Consider the following 14,791-nt stretch of genomic DNA (forward strand, 5'->3'; position numbering starts at 1 on the left):
GCCGAGCTGCTGCGCGAGGCCGGCGACCGCGAGGGCGCCGCCCGGCTCCTCGACCGCACCCGCCCCGAGGCCGATGCGCCCGACGCGGTCGACCTGGCGCTGGCCCCGCTGGACGACCCGGAGGGGCCGCCCTTCTGGCTCGCCCCGGTCCGGCCCGGCCTCGCCCGCCACCGCGCCGGCGACCCGGACGCCGCCCGCGCCGAGCTGCGCGCCGTCGCCGCCGGCGACTGGCGGCACGCCGCGAACCAGGCCCGCACCGCGCTCGCCGGCATCGAGCTGCGGCACGGCGATCCCGCCGCCGCCCGCCGGCTCCTGGCCGGCGTCGCCGAGACCGCCGACTTCACCCACGGCCCGCGCGCGGCCATCGCTCTGGCCGTCCTGGACGCCGCCGAGGCCGCGCCCTCGGACACCTCCGCGGCCGCCGACCCGGTCGGTGCGCTCGCCCGCTACCTGACCCGCGACCCGGACGCGGCGGCCGCCCTGGAGGCGCTGGCCCAGGACGGGCACCCGTCGGCCGGGGCGGCCGCGGCCCTCCTCGGCGACCTGCTCGACGGCGGCGGGCCCGGGTCGGAGGCGGCCTCCTGGCAGGCCCGGGCCGCACGGTCCGGGGACCGGACGGCGGCCGGCTACACCGCCTACCTGACCGCCGTCGACCCGGCGCTGTGGGACGACGCCGAACGCGTGGCGGGCGCGCTCGCCGAAGCCGGCGGCTCCGGGTCCGCCGTGGCGCCTTGGGCCGCCCTGCGCCTCGGCGAGCTGGACCTGGCCGACCGCTACGGGGGCGGCGAGAGCCAGTACCACTTCCAGAGCGTGCTCGACACGGGCCCCCGCGCGCTCATGCCCCGCGCCGCGGCCGGGCTGTTCGGCTCCTCGCCGTCGGACGGCTGGTCGGCGGAGGAGCGGTACGAGCTGGCCGCGGAGCTGCTCAGCGGCGACCTGCCCGCCGACGCGGTCCCGCCGCTCGCCTGGCTGGCGGCGGAGAGGCTGCTCGGTATCGAGGACGACCTGGACGGCGGGCGGGAGGCGCTGGAGCGGATCCCCGGGTCCGATCCCGGGTTCGGCGCCCCGGCGCTGGCCGTGCTCCTGGCGATGGACGGGGACGCCGACGGCCTGCGGTCGGTGTTCGAGCGGCTGGCCCGGTGGGACGAGGAGGCGCTGAGGCTCGCCTCGGAGCGCTGCGTGCCGGTGCTCTTGGGGCTGCCCGTGGAGTCGGCGGCCGCCCTGCGGTCCCTGCGCGTGCTGGCCGAGCTGGGCGACCAGAGCATGCCCCTGGCCGGCAGGGTGTCGGACCGGCTGATCGAGGCCTGCATCGCCCAGGGCGACCTGGAGGGCGAGGCGGCCGGCAGAGAGGCGGAGCGCCTGCGCCTCGGCGGGCACCCTGGCGACGGGGTCGCGGAGACGGCCCGCCGCCTCTACCTCTCCGGCGACCTCGACCGGGCGATCGGGCTGTACCGGCGGGTCACCGCCCGGGAGTTCCCGGAGGCGCACGGCAGGGCCGCCGCCGAGCTCGGCGTGCTCCTCCGGCACCTGGGCCGGTACGGAGAGGCCCCGGAACCGCCGGCGGCCGGCCCCGCTCCGGAGCACTGGTTCAAACTGGGCGCCGATCTGGAGAGCGCGGGGCGGATCGACGAGGCCGTCCTCGCCTGGGAGCTGGCCGCCGGCACCGACGGCGCCTGGGCGGTCCGCGCCCACTACCACCTGGGCAAGGCGTATGCGGGGCGGGGCGAGACCGGCGCGGCGATCGCGGCCTACCGACGGGCCGGTGCGGCCCCCGACTCCTTCTCCGCCGGCCGGGCCTGGCACGAACTCGGCCGCCTCTACCAGGAGCAGGGTGATCTCGCGGCGGCCGAGGAGGCCCAGCTGCGCGGCGCCGAGATCGGGGACCGGCTGGGGAAGGACGGCGGGTCGCTCGTCAGCGTGTGCCGGCGGCGGCTGGCCGAGCTGGCCGAGCTCTCCGGCGACCCGGACGAGGCCCGGCGCCGCTGCCTGGACATGGTCGACCACGGCGACCGGGGCACGGCCGTGACGGGGGCGATGATGCTGGGCTACGACGCGAAGAAGCGCCGGGACGCGGCCGAGGCGCGGCGCTGGTACCAGTGGGTGCTCGACTCCGGCGACCGGTTCCAGCGGGAGCTCGCGCTGGCCCACCTCGGCGAGCTGTACTACCAGGTCGGCGACCGGGAGCGGTCGCGCGAGTTCTACCAGCGCACCCTCGACTCCGCCGGGAGCTCCCCGGACCTGGTCGCCGAGGCCGCCTACCGGCTCGGGGAGATGGCCGGCGAGGACGGCGACACCGAGCGGGCCGCGCGGTACCTGGAGCGGGCCCGGGACACCGGGGACGCCGTCTTCGCTCCCCGGGCCGCCCGGCTCCTGGGCGGGCCGGCCGGATGACGCCGCCCGGATCCTGGCACCGGCAGTGCCAGGACCGGCGGTCCTAGCGGATCCGGGATCTGGGCGGTCCGGCGCCGCCGGCGCAGGATGGTCCGCGGGGCGCCGGACGGAGGTTCCGGGCCCCGCCGCGACACGAACCGGAGAAAGAGGCCGCAGATGACCGCCGACACCGCCCGCACCGCCCCCGCCGCCGAACTGGACGGGCGGCCCGCGGCCGCCGGGGAGCTGGCGCCGCTCGCCTTCGCGGGGTACGCCCACTTCACCGCCGTGCAGGTGCGCGGGGGCCGGGTCCGCGGCCTCGACCTGCACTTGGAGCGGCTGCGGGCCGCCTCGGTGGAGCTGTTCGACCGGGCCCTCCCGGACGACCTGGTCCGCGCCCGGCTCCGGTCCGCGCTGGAGGGCGGGCCGGACGACCTGTCGCTGACCGCGACGGTGTACTCCTCGGCCGGCGAGTTCACCCCCGCCGACCCCGGAGCCGAACTCGGGCTGCTGGTCCGCACCGGGCCGCCCTCCTCCGGGCCGGAGGGGCCGCTGTCACTGGCCGCGTTCGAGCACGAGCGGTTCCTCCCGGGGATCAAGCACGTCGGCGAGCCCGCCAAGACCCGGCTGCTGCGCCTGGCCGCCGAGCAGGGCTTCGACGACGCGGCCTTCCTGGACCGCCGGGGCCGGTTCAGCGAGGCCTCCATCTGGAACCTGGCCTTCTGGGACGGCGAGGCGGTGGTGTGGCCCGAGGCCGAGATGCTGGCCGGGACCACGATGGGCATCGTCCGCCGCCGCCTGGAGGGGCTGGGCGTCCCGCAGCGCGTCCGGGAGGTCCGGCCCGCCGACCTTCCGGGGCTGGCCGGCGCCGCGGTGATGAACTCCTGGACCCCCGGCGTGGCGGTGCACCGGATCGGCGCCGCGCCCCTGCCCGAGGCCCCGGCCTTCCTGGACCTGCTGCACCGCGCCTACCGGGACGAGCCCCTCACCGAGGTCTGAGCGGCCGGCGGGCCGGCCCGGGCCCATCGAGGGCCCGGAGCGGGGCCGCGCCGGCGCCCGCCGATGCGCACCGGCGGGCGTTCGAACAGCCGCCCGGGCGGGTGTTCGAACGCCCGAGCCGGGTTCCGGGGCGGCCTCCCGCACGGTTCCTCCCGGGGGCGAGGGCCGGGCACCGGGGAGTATGCCGTCCCGGTCTGTCGGTGCCGCCTGTTAGGCAGGGGGCCCAGTGCGACCATGGAGGACAGCGGCGCGCCCGCCCGGGGTGCGCGGCTCTCGGGGAGGGACCACCCATGTGCGGCCGTTTCGTGAGCGCCCGGAAGGACTACGAGCTCCTGCCGCTGTTCGGTGTGGAGGAGCGGGTCGGCGAGGAGCTGGCCCCGTCCTACAACATCGCCCCGACCCAGGCGGTGCGGATCGTCACCGAGGAGGCGGCCGACGGCGGGCCGGTGCGGCGGATGCGCAATGTGCGCTGGGGGCTGCTGCCGGTGTGGGCCAAGGACCGCAAGATGGCGTCGCGGCTGATCAACGCGCGGTCGGAGACGGCCACCGAGAAGCCGTCGTTCCGCTCGGCGGCGACCAAGCGGCGGTGCGTGGTCCCGGCCGACGGCTACTACGAGTGGCAGAAGACCGAGAGCGGCCGGAAGATCCCCTATTACCTGCACGGCCCGGAGGAGGAGGTGCTCCCGCTGGCGGGCCTGTACGAGCGGTGGCCCGACCCGGACGTGCCCGAGGAGGACCCGGCGCACTGGGTGTGGACCTGCACGATCCTCACCCGGCCGGCGACCGACTCGCTCGGCTTCATCCACGACCGCGCCCCGGTGATCCTGCCGCCGGACATGGTCGGCGACTGGCTCGACCCCGCGGCCACCGGGAAGGCGCGGGTCAACGAGATGATCGATGCGGTGCCCGACCCCGAGCTGGTGCCGCGCAAGGTGACCACCGCCGTGGGGTCGCCGCGCAACAACACCCCGGGGCTGCTCTACGAGGTCGGCTGATACGAGGCCGGCGGAGCCGGCCGGGCGGCGGGAGCCGGGGAGGCGCCGTCCTCCCCGGCTCCCGCGGGGGCCGGTGCCCGGCTCAGCCGCGCGCCTCGGCCGGCTCGGCCCCGGCGGCCCCGCCCGGCGCCGCCGGGGCCTTGGCCCGGCGGTCGAGCAGACCGGAGAGCAGGGCCAGGGCCAGTCCGATGACGGCCAGCCCGGCACCCAGGACGTTGGGCGCGGTGTAGCCGTACCCGGCGGCGATGACCAGGCCGCCGAGCCAGGCGCCGGCGGCGTTGGCGGTGTTGAGGGCGGCGTGGTTGAGCGCGGCCGCCAGGGACGGCGCGTCGGCGGCGGCGTTCATCAGCCGCATCTGCAGCGAGGGGATCAGCGCGCTGCCCGCGAAGCCGAGCAGGAACACCACGGCCACCGCGGGGATCTTGTACGGGGCCACCGCGTGCAGCAGCAGGAGCACCGCCGCGATGGCGGCCATGCAGGCGTACATGGTGGGCATCAGCGCCCGGTCCGCGGCGCGGCCGCCGACCAGGTTCCCGGCGGTCATGCCGACGCCGTAGACGGCGAGGATGAGGGTGACCGCGCCGGGGCCGAACCCGGCGACCTCGGTCATCATCGGCGAGATGTAGCTGTAGGAGGCGAACATGCCGCCGAAGCCGACGGCGCCGACCGCGAGGGCCAGCCAGACCTGGCCGCGGCGGAGCGCGCCGAGCTCGGCGCGGACCGAGGCGCCGGCCCTGGGCTTCTGCGAGGGGACCCAGGCGATCAGCGCCAGCAGGGTGGCCGCGCCGACCAGGGTGACCAGCAGGTAGGTGCTGCGCCAGCCGAAGGCGTGCGAGACGGCGGTGCCCAGCGGCACGCCGACGATGTTGGCCACGGTCAGCCCGGCGATCATCAGCGAGACCGCCTGGGCGCGCTTGGTCGCCGGCACCAGCGAGGCGGCGACCACCGCGCCGATGCCGAAGAAGGTGCCGTGCGGCAGTGCGGTGAGGAAGCGGGCCGCCAGCAGCGCCTCGAAGGTGGGGGCCAGCGCCGAGGCCAGGTTGCCCAGGGTGAAGGCGGCCATCAGGCCGATCAGCAGGTGCTTGCGGTCCAGCCGGGCGCCCGCGGCGGCCAGCACCGGTGCGCCGACCACCACGCCCAGCGCGTAGCCGGAGATCATGTATCCGGCGGTCGGGATGGAGACCCCGAAGGCCTCCGCGACTTCGGGCAGGATGCCCATCGCCACGAACTCGGTCGTGCCGATGCCGAAGCCCCCCAGGGCCAGAGCGAGCAGCGCGATGGGCAAGGTGCTCCCCATTCTCGGGACGGTTCCACGGGTCTTCGGGGCGCGCCGCGCCCCGAAGAGCCGACAACGCGGAGCGGCGCGGTGTTCTTTCCGGATCGGCGTCCCCGGTTCTGTGAGTGATGTCGCGCCTTGCTCCGCACCCCGCTGACCTGCGTTGTCAACCCGTTTCAGCCGGTTCGGGGGGCCGCGCGCACCGCGCGGGCGCGGTCAGGTCGGCGCCGGGGCGGTGCGGCGGGTGAGGATCGCGGCCAGGCGGTCGGTCGCCTCGGGCAGCAGCCGGTAGTACACCCAGGTCCCGCGCCGCTCGGAGGCGATGAGGCCGGCCTCGCGCAGCAGCCTGAGGTGGTGGGAGACGGTGGGCTGGGCCAGGTCGAAGGCGGGGGTCAGGTCGCACACGCACACCTCGCCGCCGTCGCGGGAGGCGATCATCGACAGCAGCCGCAGCCGCACCGGGTCGCCCAGCGCCTTGAAGACCCGGGCCAGCTCGGCCGCTTCGCCCTCGTCCAGCGGGCCGGCCAGCAGGCCGGGGCAGCAGTCCGCGGCGGCCCCTCGGGGGTCGGGGGCTCCGACCTCTTGATTCGACATGCATCTATATTGACAAATCTCGATCCAGAGGGCAATGCTGGGCGTGCAGCGCTGTATCGATGAACATCGATCCAAGACCCGGAGGAGATCCCATGTCCCGCGTCCAGCTGGCCCTCAACGTCGCCGACATCGAAGCCTCGGTGGCCTTCTACTCCCGGCTCTTCGGCGTCGGGCCGGCCAAGCGCCGCCCCGGATACGCCAACTTCGCCGTCGCGGAGCCCCCGCTCAAGCTCGTCCTCATCGAGGGCGAGCCCGGCCAGGACACCCGCCTGGACCACCTCGGCGTGGAGGTGGAGACCACCGGGCAGGTCGACGCCGCCGCCGACCGCCTCAAGGAGGCGGGCCTGGCCGCGTTCGAGGAAAGCGACACCTCCTGCTGCTACGCGGTGCAGGACAAGGTGTGGGTGCACGGCCCCGGCCGCGAGCCGTGGGAGGTGTACGCGGTCAAGGCCGACAGCGACCGGCGCGGCGGGACCGGGGACGTCCCGGCCGCCGGGGCCGCGGGCTGCTGCGGCTGAGCAGCGGCGGAGCCCGCGCCGCAGGCCCTCCCCGCCGGTAGTGCGGGGGCGGCCGCGGCCTCCGCGCAAGGGCGCCTAGGGTCGGTGGAAAGAGCGGCGGCCGGGAGGACTTCACCATGGAGGATCCATGACCGATCCAGTCACCGGGCAAGGCGCCGACCGAGAGCACGCCGCTCCGCCGGAGGGGCTCCCGCTCTTCGACGGGCCCGACTTCAAGGCCGACTCCCCCGCGCGCTTCGCGGAGCTGCGCCGCACGGCGCCGCTGCACCGCGGCCGGTTCATCGACGGGTTCACCGGATGGGTGGTGGTCGACCCGGCGCTCGCCCGGGAGGCGCTGAACCACCCCATGCTGGTGAAGGACCCGGTCCGCGCCGGCCTGGTCTCCGCCGAGGACTACGCGCGCGACGTCCTGTTCGCGGGCAACATGCTCACCGCCGACCCGCCGGACCACACCCGGCTGCGCAAGCTCGTCGCGGGCGCGTTCACCCCGCGCAGCGCGGTCCGGCTGCGCCCGCGCATCCAGGAGATCTGCGACGGGCTGCTGGACGGCATCGCCCCGCTCGGCGAGACCGACCTGGTGAGGTCCTACACCCGGGTGCTGCCCATGGCGGTCATCTCCGAGCTGCTCGGGGTGCCCGAGGAGCGGCGCGCCGAATTCCAGCACTGGTCCGACCAGGCCCTGGGCAACGAGCCGGGGACCGACACCTACGAGGGGATGGCGCGGCTCCGCGGCTACCTCGCCGAGCTGCTGGAGGAGAAGCGGCGCGAACCGGACGAGGCCCTGTTCAGCGCGCTGATCCGGGTGCGCGACGAGGACGACGGGCGGCTCTCCGACGAGGAGCTGCTGGGCACCGGGGCGCTGCTGGTGATCGCCGGGCACGAGACCACGGTGAACCTGCTGGGCAGCGCACTGGAGGCGCTGCTGCGCGACCCCGCCCAGGCCGACCTGCTCCGCGCGGACCCCGGCCTGCTGCCCGGCGCGGTGGAGGAGTTCCTGCGGCGCGACGCGCCGGTGGAGTACACCCCCGGGCGGTTCGCCGCCGAGGACGTGCGGCTGGGCGGGGAGCTGATCCGCAAGGGGGAGCCGGTGACCATCGCCCTGGGCTCGGCCAACCACGGCGCCTCCCCCGGCGGCGGCACCGGCCTGGACGTCACCCGCGGCGACGCCCGCCACCTGAGCTTCGGCCACGGGATCCACTACTGCCTGGGGGCTCCGCTGGCCCGCGCCGAGGGCGAGATCGGGCTGCGCTCGGTGCTGGAGCGCCTGCCCGACCTGGAGCTCGCCGACCCGGAGCGGCCCACGCCGTGGATCTCCGCGGGGCTCATGCGCGGACCGACCAGCCTGCCGGTGCGCTTCACGCCCCGCTGACCCGGCCGGGGAGAGGGAGGAGGCGGCCCTCCCCGCTCCCCGCCCGCCGCACGGGAGGCGGCCCGGGCGGAGGGAGGAGCGGGGAGGGCGCGCCCGCCGGCGGAGGCCCGGCCGTGCGTACGGGATCGGCCTCGACGAACACGGTCGGGATGCGCCAAACTGCCCTCGGTGATGAAGGGCGGCCCCGGTCCGGGGCCGGGAGCACAGGGGGTTCCGGTTGAACGCGGACGACGCGACGCTGGTGGAGGTCGCCCCGGGCGCCCATGCCTGGGTGCAGCCCGAGGGCGGCTGGTGGGTGAACAACGCCGGGCTGGTCACCGCCGACCACAGCGGCGAGGCCCTGGTGGTGGACACCTGCGTCTCCTCGGAGCGGACCCGCCGGTTCCTGGACGCCGCGGCGGCGGCGACCGGCGGCGCGCCGGTCCGCCTCGCGGTCAACACCCACCAGCACGGCGACCACACCTACGGCAACCACCTGCTGCCGGAGTCCGCCCTGATCGCCGCCCAGGAGAAGGCGCGCGACGGCGTCCTCGCCGACCCGTTCTTCTCCGGCACCCCGCGGCTCTGGGAGCCGATGCCGGACTGGAGCGACGCGGTGCTCCGGCCGCCGTCGCTCACCTTCCGCGATTCGCTCGCGGTCCACCTGGGCCGGCGCCGGGTGGAGGTGCACCACCCCGGCGAGACCGCGCACACCCCCGGCGACGCGGTGGTGTGGCTGCCCGCGGAGAAGGCCCTGTTCACCGGCGACCTGGTGTTCAACCGGGTCACCCCGCTGATCTTCATGGGCTCGCTGGACGGCGCCCGGCGCGCGCTGGACTGGATGGCGGCGTTCGGCGCCGAGGCGGTCGTGCCCGGCCACGGCCCGCTGCCCGACGGCCCCGGCGGGGTGCGCCGCTGCCTGGAGGAGCAGGCCCGCTACTACGACCTGGTGCAGCGCGCCGCCGACCGGGGCCGGGCCGGCGGACTCACCCCGCTGCAGGCCGCCCGCGAGACCGACCTGGGCGAGTTCGCCGACTGGCCGGACGCCGAGCGGATCGTGCTCAACCTGCACCGGGTCTACGCCGACGCGGACGGGGTGGAGATGGACATGGGGGCGGCCTTCGCCGACACGCTCACCTATTCCGGCGGGCCGCTGCACTGCGAGGCCTGAACCGGTCCGGGCGAGCCGAGCGGGCCCGGCCGGTTCGGCCGACCGGGCCCGCTCGAATCCGTTCAGCCCCGCTTCGCGCGGACGGCGTCGAGGTCGATGACGACCGGGAACGGCGCATCGGTCTTGAGCCGCCCGTGGTGTATCCCGGTGAGGCCGTATCCCTTTGATGCCGGATCCAGCTGATAGGTGTAGACGACGGTGCGACCGCCCTCGTTCTCCACCCGCCAGAAATGCGGAATTCCGGCACGGGCGTATTTGTAGGGCTTGGTGTCCCTGTCCCGGTCGACGGAGTCCGGTGAAACGGCTTCGACCGCGAGCAGGAGATCCGGAGGAAGGTAATGGGTGTCCGGCGCCTCCCGCTCGAACGCCTCGGCGCTGACCACGAGGACATCCGGTTCGGGAACCTGGTGCCGGTCGAGCCGGACCGCCATCTCCCGGTCGGCCCGGTGGCCGTCGGGGGCCTGGGCATCGAGTTCGGCCCAGAGGAACCCGGTGACCGAGGCATGCCATTTCCTTCGCGGACTCACGAAGATGAGACCGCCGTCGATCAACTGCGTATGCGGAGGAAGTCCTTGCATTCGCAGGAATTCCTCGGCGGTGAATCCCCCGTCCGGAGGGATCGGCCGGTCAGGAATGGGCTCGGACATGGCATCAGAGTAACCCCCGTGAAGAACGAATGCAGTGCTTCGCCTTGCGCTTCCCGGGCGCCGCCGCGGCGGCGCACCGCCTCCTCGCCCCGGGCGGGGGCGGACGGGGAGGTGCGGCCCGGGGAGAGCGGGTGGTCCTCGGCCGCCTCCGGGCGCTCGCGATCGCCGCCCCCGCCGCGCGCCGGGCCGCCCCTATGCCCGGGGGCGGTCCCCCGGCGCCGGGGGAGGCGGGGCGCCCAGGTCCGGGCGCCCGAAGCCCGCGGCCAGTTCGCGCAGTGCCCGGTCGAGGAGCTCCTGCAGGTCGGCCCCGCCGTCGTCGAGCCACTGCTCGTAGGCGGCGATGCAGGCGCCCAGCACCGCCGAGCCGATCAGGCGGGGCAGCAGGGAGCCGGGGGGCTCGCCGGTGCGGCGGGCGGCGAACCCCTCGATGACCGAGCGCCACTCGGCGTACTTGAGGGTGGAGTGCGCCTGCAGCGCGGGGACGCGCAGGATCAGCTCCATCCGGCGGCGGTGCCGGGGCGCCTCCTCGGGGCCGACCCGGTTGAACTCCAGGACCGCGGCGCGGACCGCGTCCATCATCGGGACCTCGGGGCCGTGCGCCTCCAGCCGGGCGCGGAGCGCCTCCAGGTCGAACTCGCCCCAGACCGCGTCGTTCTTGGACGCGTAGTAGCGGAAGAAGGTGCGGCGGCCGATGCCGGCGGCGGCCGCGATGTCGTCGACGGTGGTGTGCTCGAACCCGTCCCGGTCGAACAGCTCCAGGGCGACCCGCTCCAGGGCCGCCCGGGAGGTGGAGCGGCGGCGGCCGGCGCGGGCGGGCTCCGCGGCGGGGGCCGGGATCGTCTCCGCCATGGCCCTTCCTTTCGGCACTCGGTGCCATTATGGTACGGGCAGTGGCGCGGATCACAACGGGCGCGTCCGCGCGCCCCCTTGCGAAGGGAGCCCCATGAGCCCCGAGTCGACCGCCTCCTCCCCCGACGACGACGCGGCCCGCGGCGCGTCCGCCGAGGACTCCGCCCTGCTCGACGACGAGCTGCTCGTCGAGGACGTGTCCATCGACGGCATGTGCGGCGTCTACTAGGCGGCCGCCGTGCAGCCCGCCCCCGCCCCTCCCGGCCCCTCCGGGTTCGACCCCGGCCGGGCCTGGGCGCTGCACCCCCGGGTCTCCGTGCGCCCCGAGCCCTTCGGCGCGCTGCTCTACCACTTCGACACCCGGCGGCTCTCCTTCCTCAAGGACCGCCTGCTGCTCGACGTGGTGCGCGCCCTGGGCGAGCGGCCCAGCGCCCGCGCCGCCTGCGAGCACGCGGGCGTCCCCGCCGGCCTGCTGCCCCGCTACGAGCGGGCGCTGGCGGCGCTGGCCGCCGGCGGCATGCTCGTGCCCCGCGACGGGGACCCCTGACCCCGCCGCCCTCCCTCCCGCCCCCGACGCACCGCGAGGACCGCCGTGGCACAGCCCTCCGAGGCCCCGGCGTCCGGCACCCGGCTGGTCGACCACTTCCAGCGCGGCCTGGACGCCCCCATCTGCCTGACCTGGGAACTGACCTACGCCTGCAACCTCTCCTGCGTGCACTGCCTGTCCAGCTCCGGGCGGCGCGACCCGCGCGAGCTGGACACCGCCGAGGCCCGCGCCGTCATCGACGAGCTCCGCCGGATGCAGGTCTTCTACGTCAACATCGGCGGCGGCGAGCCGACCGTGCGCCCCGACTTCTTCGAGCTGGTCTCCTACGCCACCGGCAGCGGGGTCGGCGTCAAGTTCTCCACCAACGGCGTGCGGATCACCCCGGCGGCCGCCCGCCGGCTGGCCGCCGACGGCTACGTGGACGTGCAGGTCTCGCTGGACGGCGCCACCCCGGAGGTCAACGACGCCGTGCGCGGCCCCGGCTCCTACGCCACCGCGATGCGCGCCCTGGGCGCGCTGGCCGGCGCCGGCCTGGCCGAGCCCAAGCTGTCGGTGGTGGTGACCCGGCACAACGCCGGGCAGCTGGACGCGTTCAAGCGGATCGCCGACGAGCACGGCGCCCGGCTGCGGCTGACCCGGCTGCGCCCCGCCGGGCGCGGCGCCGACGTCTGGGACGAGCTGCACCCCACCGCCGGCCAGCAGCGCGCGCTCTACGACTGGCTGACCGAGCACGGCGAGGAGGTGCTCACCGGGGACTCCTTCTTCCACCTGTCCGCCTACGGGCGCGCCCTGCCCGGCCTCAACCTGTGCGGCGCGGGCCGGGTGGTCTGCCTCATCGACCCGGTGGGCGACGTCTACGCCTGCCCGTTCGCCATCCACGACCGGTTCCGCGCCGGGTCGGTGCGCGGCCCGGGCGGCTTCGCCGCGGTGTGGCGCGGCTCCGGGCTCTTCGCCGAGCTGCGCCGGCCGCAGGACGGCGGCGCCTGCTCCTCCTGCGACGCCTACGGCGCCTGCCGGGGCGGGTGCATGGCGGCCAAGTTCTTCACCGGTCTGCCGCTGGACGGCCCCGACCCGGAGTGCGTCAAGGGGCACGGCGCGGCGGCGCTGGCCGGGGTCCCGCCGGGGTCGGCGCCGGCCCCCTCCTGCGACCACTCGCACCGCACCCGGCCGCGCCGCGCCGGGCCGGTGCCGGTCTCCATCGGCCGCCGGCCCCCGGAGGCGACGGCGGCCCCGCCCGCCGCGCCGTGCGACGAGAGCCCGCTGGCCGGTTTCTCCCCCGCCGCCCCGGAGGCCTGACCCGTGCCGCCGCTGCTGACCGACCCCGTCGCGCTGGCCGGGCGCACCGCCCCCTCCCGGGTGGTCTTCGGCGCGCACGAGACCAACCTGGGCCGGGGCCGCGCCCTGTCCGACCGGCACACCGCCTACTACCGGCGGCGGGCCGAGGGCGGGGCCGGGGTGATCGTCACCGAGACCGCGTCGGTCGCCCCGGACGACCACCCCTACGCGTACGCGCCGCTGGCCTCGGCGTGCGCGCCGGGGTGGCGGCGGATCGCCGCGGCCTGCCGCCCGCACGGGGCGCTGGTGCTGGCGGGGCTGGGGCACGCCGGCGCGCAGGGCTCCAGCGCCCACTCCCAGCACGTGCTGTGGGCGCCCTCCCCGGTCGCCGACGTGGTGTCCCGGGAGATGCCGGCCGCGATGGAGAAGGAGCAGATCGACGCGGTGGTGGCGGGGTTCGCCGCGGCGGCCGCGGCGGCCTGCGAGGCGGGGGCCGACGGGGTGGAGGTGGACGCCGGCGGGTACTCGCTGCTGCGCCAGTTCCAGTCCGGGCTGAGCAACCTGCGCGAGGACGCCTACGGGGCCGACCGGCTGCTGCTGACCCGCCGGGTGCTGGACGCGGTGCGCGCCGCGATCGGCGGCGACCGGGTGCTGGCGCTCCGGATGTCCTGCGACGAGCTGGCGCCCTGGGCGGGCACCACCCCCGAGCAGGCCGCCGGCCAGGTGCGGCTGCTGGCGCCCCGGGCCGACCTGCTGACGGTGGTGCGCGCCGGCCCGATGGCCCCGCGCGCGCTGCGCCCCGACGCGCACACCCCGCCCGGGTTCAACCTGGAGCTGTGCGCGGCGATGCGCCGGGCCGCCCGCGGCCGCGCCCTGGTCTCCCTGCAGGGCAGCGTGGTCGACCCGGCCCAGGCGCAGGCCGCGCTGGACGCGGGCGCCGCCGACCTGGTGGAGATGGTGCGGGCGCAGATCGCCGACGCCCGGCTGGTCGCGCTGGTGCGCGCCGGCGAGCCGGGGCGGATCCGCCCGTGCGTGCTGTGCAACCAGGCCTGCCAGGTGCGCGACGACCGCAACCCGCCGGTCTCCTGCGTCGGCGATCCGCGCAGCGGCCACGAGCGGGAGGACCCCGATCCGGAGCCCGACGGGTCCCGGCCGCCCGCCCCGGCGGGCCGCGCGGTGCCGGGCGGCGGCGCCGGAGGCCCCCTGGGGGAGGTCCTGGTGGTCGGCGGCGGCCCGGCCGGGCTGGAGTGCGCCCGGGTGCTCGCCGGGCGCGGGCTGCGGGTGCGGCTGGTCGAGCGGACCAGGCGGCTCGGCGGGATGCTGCGCACCGCGGCGGCGCTGGACCCGGAGGAGGCCCTCCGGGCCGGAGCCCCGCCCGGCGCCCCGGTCGCCGGGCGGACGCGGCTGGGGCTGCTGGCGGACTGGCTGGAGTCGGAGTGCCAGCGGCTGGGGGTGCGGCTGGAGACCGGGACCGAGGCCACCGCCGCCGACCTGGACGCGGTGCTGGACGGCGGCGGCCGCGCGGTGCTGGCCACCGGTTCGCGGGCCGCGCCGCTCGGCGCGGACACCGGCGGCGTGCCGGTGTTCGACATCGCCGAGGCGGTGGCCCGGCCGGGGCTGCTGCCGGCCGGCGGGGCGCTGCTGGTGCACGACCCGGTCGGCGGCCCGGTGGGGGTGGCCGCGGCGGAGCTGTTCGCCGCGCGGGGCCGCGAGGTCCGGCTGGCCACCCCGGACACCGTCGCCGGGCGGCTGCTCGCGCCCACCGGGGACCTGGCCGACGCCAACGGGCGGCTGCAGCGCGCGGGCGTCGTCCGCGAGCTCCGCTGCCGGCTGGAGTCGGCCGGCGGCGGGCGCGCGGTGCTGCGCGACGTGTGGACGGCGGCCCGCCGCGAGGTCGGCTGCGCGGCCGTGGTCGACTGCGGCCCCCGGCTGCCGGAGGACGCGCTCCACCTGCACCGCCCGGACCTGCCGAGGTGCGGCGACGCGGTGGCCCCGCGCACCGTGCTGGAGGCGGTCCTGGAGGGCCGGCGCACCGCGCTGGCCCTGGCCGGCGCGGCGGGGCCCGCCACCCTGCCGCCGCCCGGGGCCGCCGCCCCGATCGGCACACCGGAAACGGCCGGAGCGGCGGAAGGGGCACCCCGATGAGCCCGCTCCACGGCGGCCCGCCCCGCACGAGCGCCCCGGTGCGCGAGGCCCGCCCCT

At 76.9% G+C, this 14,791-nt stretch carries 14 protein-coding genes; 10 read left to right on the forward strand and 4 right to left on the reverse strand.

What is annotated here, in order from left to right; translation table 11 throughout:
* The first annotated feature begins 1,263 nt into the window (after positions 1-1,263).
* From J0910_RS16895 to J0910_RS16905, 3 genes are all read left to right on the forward strand, one after another.
* Positions 1,264-2,391, forward strand: a complete 1,128-nt coding sequence (locus J0910_RS16895) for a tetratricopeptide repeat protein (protein WP_420162012.1) — start codon at positions 1,264-1,266, stop codon at positions 2,389-2,391.
* Positions 2,392-2,547: 156 nt separating this feature from the next.
* Positions 2,548-3,369 (forward strand): aminotransferase class IV family protein, encoded by an 822-nt coding sequence (locus tag J0910_RS16900; RefSeq protein ID WP_420159483.1) that lies wholly within the window; start codon positions 2,548-2,550, stop codon positions 3,367-3,369.
* Positions 3,370-3,659: 290 nt separating this feature from the next.
* Positions 3,660-4,364 carry an SOS response-associated peptidase gene (locus J0910_RS16905; RefSeq protein ID WP_420159484.1) on the forward strand — a complete coding sequence of 235 codons (705 nt, stop codon included), beginning with the start codon at positions 3,660-3,662 and terminating at the stop codon, positions 4,362-4,364.
* Between the two features lie 82 nt (positions 4,365-4,446).
* Here the strand turns inward: J0910_RS16905 and J0910_RS16910 are convergent, their stop codons facing one another.
* Together J0910_RS16910 and J0910_RS16915 are read right to left on the reverse strand one after the other, a co-directional pair.
* Entirely contained in the window at positions 4,447-5,649 is a 1,203-nt protein-coding gene (locus J0910_RS16910; protein WP_420162013.1) for an MFS transporter, read from the reverse strand.
* A 207-nt stretch (positions 5,650-5,856) separates the two neighbouring features.
* On the reverse strand, positions 5,857-6,234 hold the full coding sequence (locus tag J0910_RS16915; RefSeq protein WP_420159485.1) for an ArsR/SmtB family transcription factor: 378 nt from the start codon (positions 6,232-6,234) through the stop codon (positions 5,857-5,859).
* 92 nt (positions 6,235-6,326) lie between these two features.
* On the opposite strand from J0910_RS16915, the gene J0910_RS16920 reads away from it, so the two are divergent.
* The 3 genes from J0910_RS16920 to J0910_RS16930 all read left to right on the forward strand — a co-directional run bounded on the left by J0910_RS16920 (position 6,327) and on the right by J0910_RS16930 (position 9,271).
* Complete coding sequence (locus tag J0910_RS16920) at positions 6,327-6,752, forward strand: ArsI/CadI family heavy metal resistance metalloenzyme (protein WP_420159486.1); 426 nt, start codon at positions 6,327-6,329, stop codon at positions 6,750-6,752.
* Positions 6,753-6,879: 127 nt separating this feature from the next.
* On the forward strand, positions 6,880-8,121 hold the full coding sequence (locus J0910_RS16925; RefSeq protein ID WP_420159487.1) for a cytochrome P450 family protein: 1,242 nt from the start codon (positions 6,880-6,882) through the stop codon (positions 8,119-8,121).
* A gap of 217 nt (positions 8,122-8,338) precedes the next feature.
* A complete protein-coding gene (locus J0910_RS16930) occupies positions 8,339-9,271 on the forward strand; it encodes an MBL fold metallo-hydrolase (RefSeq protein WP_420159488.1) in 933 nt (310 codons plus the stop codon).
* A gap of 62 nt (positions 9,272-9,333) precedes the next feature.
* On the opposite strand, the gene J0910_RS16935 is transcribed toward J0910_RS16930, so the two are convergent.
* Both J0910_RS16935 and mftR read right to left on the reverse strand, forming a co-directional pair.
* Positions 9,334-9,918, reverse strand: a complete 585-nt coding sequence (locus tag J0910_RS16935; RefSeq protein ID WP_420159489.1) for a Uma2 family endonuclease — start codon at positions 9,916-9,918, stop codon at positions 9,334-9,336.
* Between the two features lie 192 nt (positions 9,919-10,110).
* Positions 10,111-10,767 carry a mycofactocin system transcriptional regulator gene (mftR, locus tag J0910_RS16940; protein ID WP_420159490.1) on the reverse strand — a complete coding sequence of 219 codons (657 nt, stop codon included), beginning with the start codon at positions 10,765-10,767 and terminating at the stop codon, positions 10,111-10,113.
* A gap of 94 nt (positions 10,768-10,861) precedes the next feature.
* On the opposite strand from mftR, the gene mftA reads away from it, so the two are divergent.
* The 4 genes from mftA to J0910_RS16960 are packed head-to-tail and all read left to right on the forward strand — an operon-like array spanning position 10,862 to position 14,734.
* Positions 10,862-10,996 (forward strand): mycofactocin precursor MftA, encoded by a 135-nt coding sequence (gene mftA, locus J0910_RS16945; RefSeq protein ID WP_420159491.1) that lies wholly within the window; start codon positions 10,862-10,864, stop codon positions 10,994-10,996.
* Between the two features lie 9 nt (positions 10,997-11,005).
* Positions 11,006-11,314 carry a mycofactocin biosynthesis chaperone MftB gene (gene mftB, locus J0910_RS16950; RefSeq protein WP_420159492.1) on the forward strand — a complete coding sequence of 103 codons (309 nt, stop codon included), beginning with the start codon at positions 11,006-11,008 and terminating at the stop codon, positions 11,312-11,314.
* A gap of 45 nt (positions 11,315-11,359) precedes the next feature.
* Positions 11,360-12,610, forward strand: a complete 1,251-nt coding sequence (mftC, locus tag J0910_RS16955; RefSeq protein WP_420159493.1) for a mycofactocin radical SAM maturase — start codon at positions 11,360-11,362, stop codon at positions 12,608-12,610.
* A gap of 3 nt (positions 12,611-12,613) precedes the next feature.
* Positions 12,614-14,734, forward strand: a complete 2,121-nt coding sequence (locus J0910_RS16960) for a mycofactocin system FadH/OYE family oxidoreductase 1 (protein ID WP_420159494.1) — start codon at positions 12,614-12,616, stop codon at positions 14,732-14,734.
* Positions 14,735-14,791: the final 57 nt, after the last annotated feature.

Origin of the sequence: Nocardiopsis oceanisediminis (assembly GCF_048595525.1) — a bacterium.
Classification (GTDB): Bacteria; Actinomycetota; Actinomycetes; order Streptosporangiales; family Streptosporangiaceae; genus Nocardiopsis_A; species Nocardiopsis_A oceanisediminis.

Excerpts from the sequence above, each read along its gene's own strand:
- J0910_RS16895 (WP_420162012.1), top strand. The coding sequence starts at position 1,264 with ATGCCCCTGGCCGGCAGGGTGTCGGACCGGCTGATCGAGGCCTGCATC.
- J0910_RS16900 (WP_420159483.1), top strand. The coding sequence starts at position 2,548 with ATGACCGCCGACACCGCCCGCACCGCCCCCGCCGCCGAACTGGACGGG.
- J0910_RS16905 (WP_420159484.1), top strand. The coding sequence starts at position 3,660 with ATGTGCGGCCGTTTCGTGAGCGCCCGGAAGGACTACGAGCTCCTGCCG.
- J0910_RS16915 (WP_420159485.1), bottom strand. The coding sequence starts at position 6,234 with ATGTCGAATCAAGAGGTCGGAGCCCCCGACCCCCGAGGGGCCGCCGCG.
- J0910_RS16920 (WP_420159486.1), top strand. The coding sequence starts at position 6,327 with ATGTCCCGCGTCCAGCTGGCCCTCAACGTCGCCGACATCGAAGCCTCG.
- J0910_RS16925 (WP_420159487.1), top strand. The coding sequence starts at position 6,880 with ATGACCGATCCAGTCACCGGGCAAGGCGCCGACCGAGAGCACGCCGCT.
- J0910_RS16935 (WP_420159489.1), bottom strand. The coding sequence starts at position 9,918 with ATGTCCGAGCCCATTCCTGACCGGCCGATCCCTCCGGACGGGGGATTC.
- mftR (WP_420159490.1), bottom strand. The coding sequence starts at position 10,767 with ATGGCGGAGACGATCCCGGCCCCCGCCGCGGAGCCCGCCCGCGCCGGC.
- mftA (WP_420159491.1), top strand. The coding sequence starts at position 10,862 with ATGAGCCCCGAGTCGACCGCCTCCTCCCCCGACGACGACGCGGCCCGC.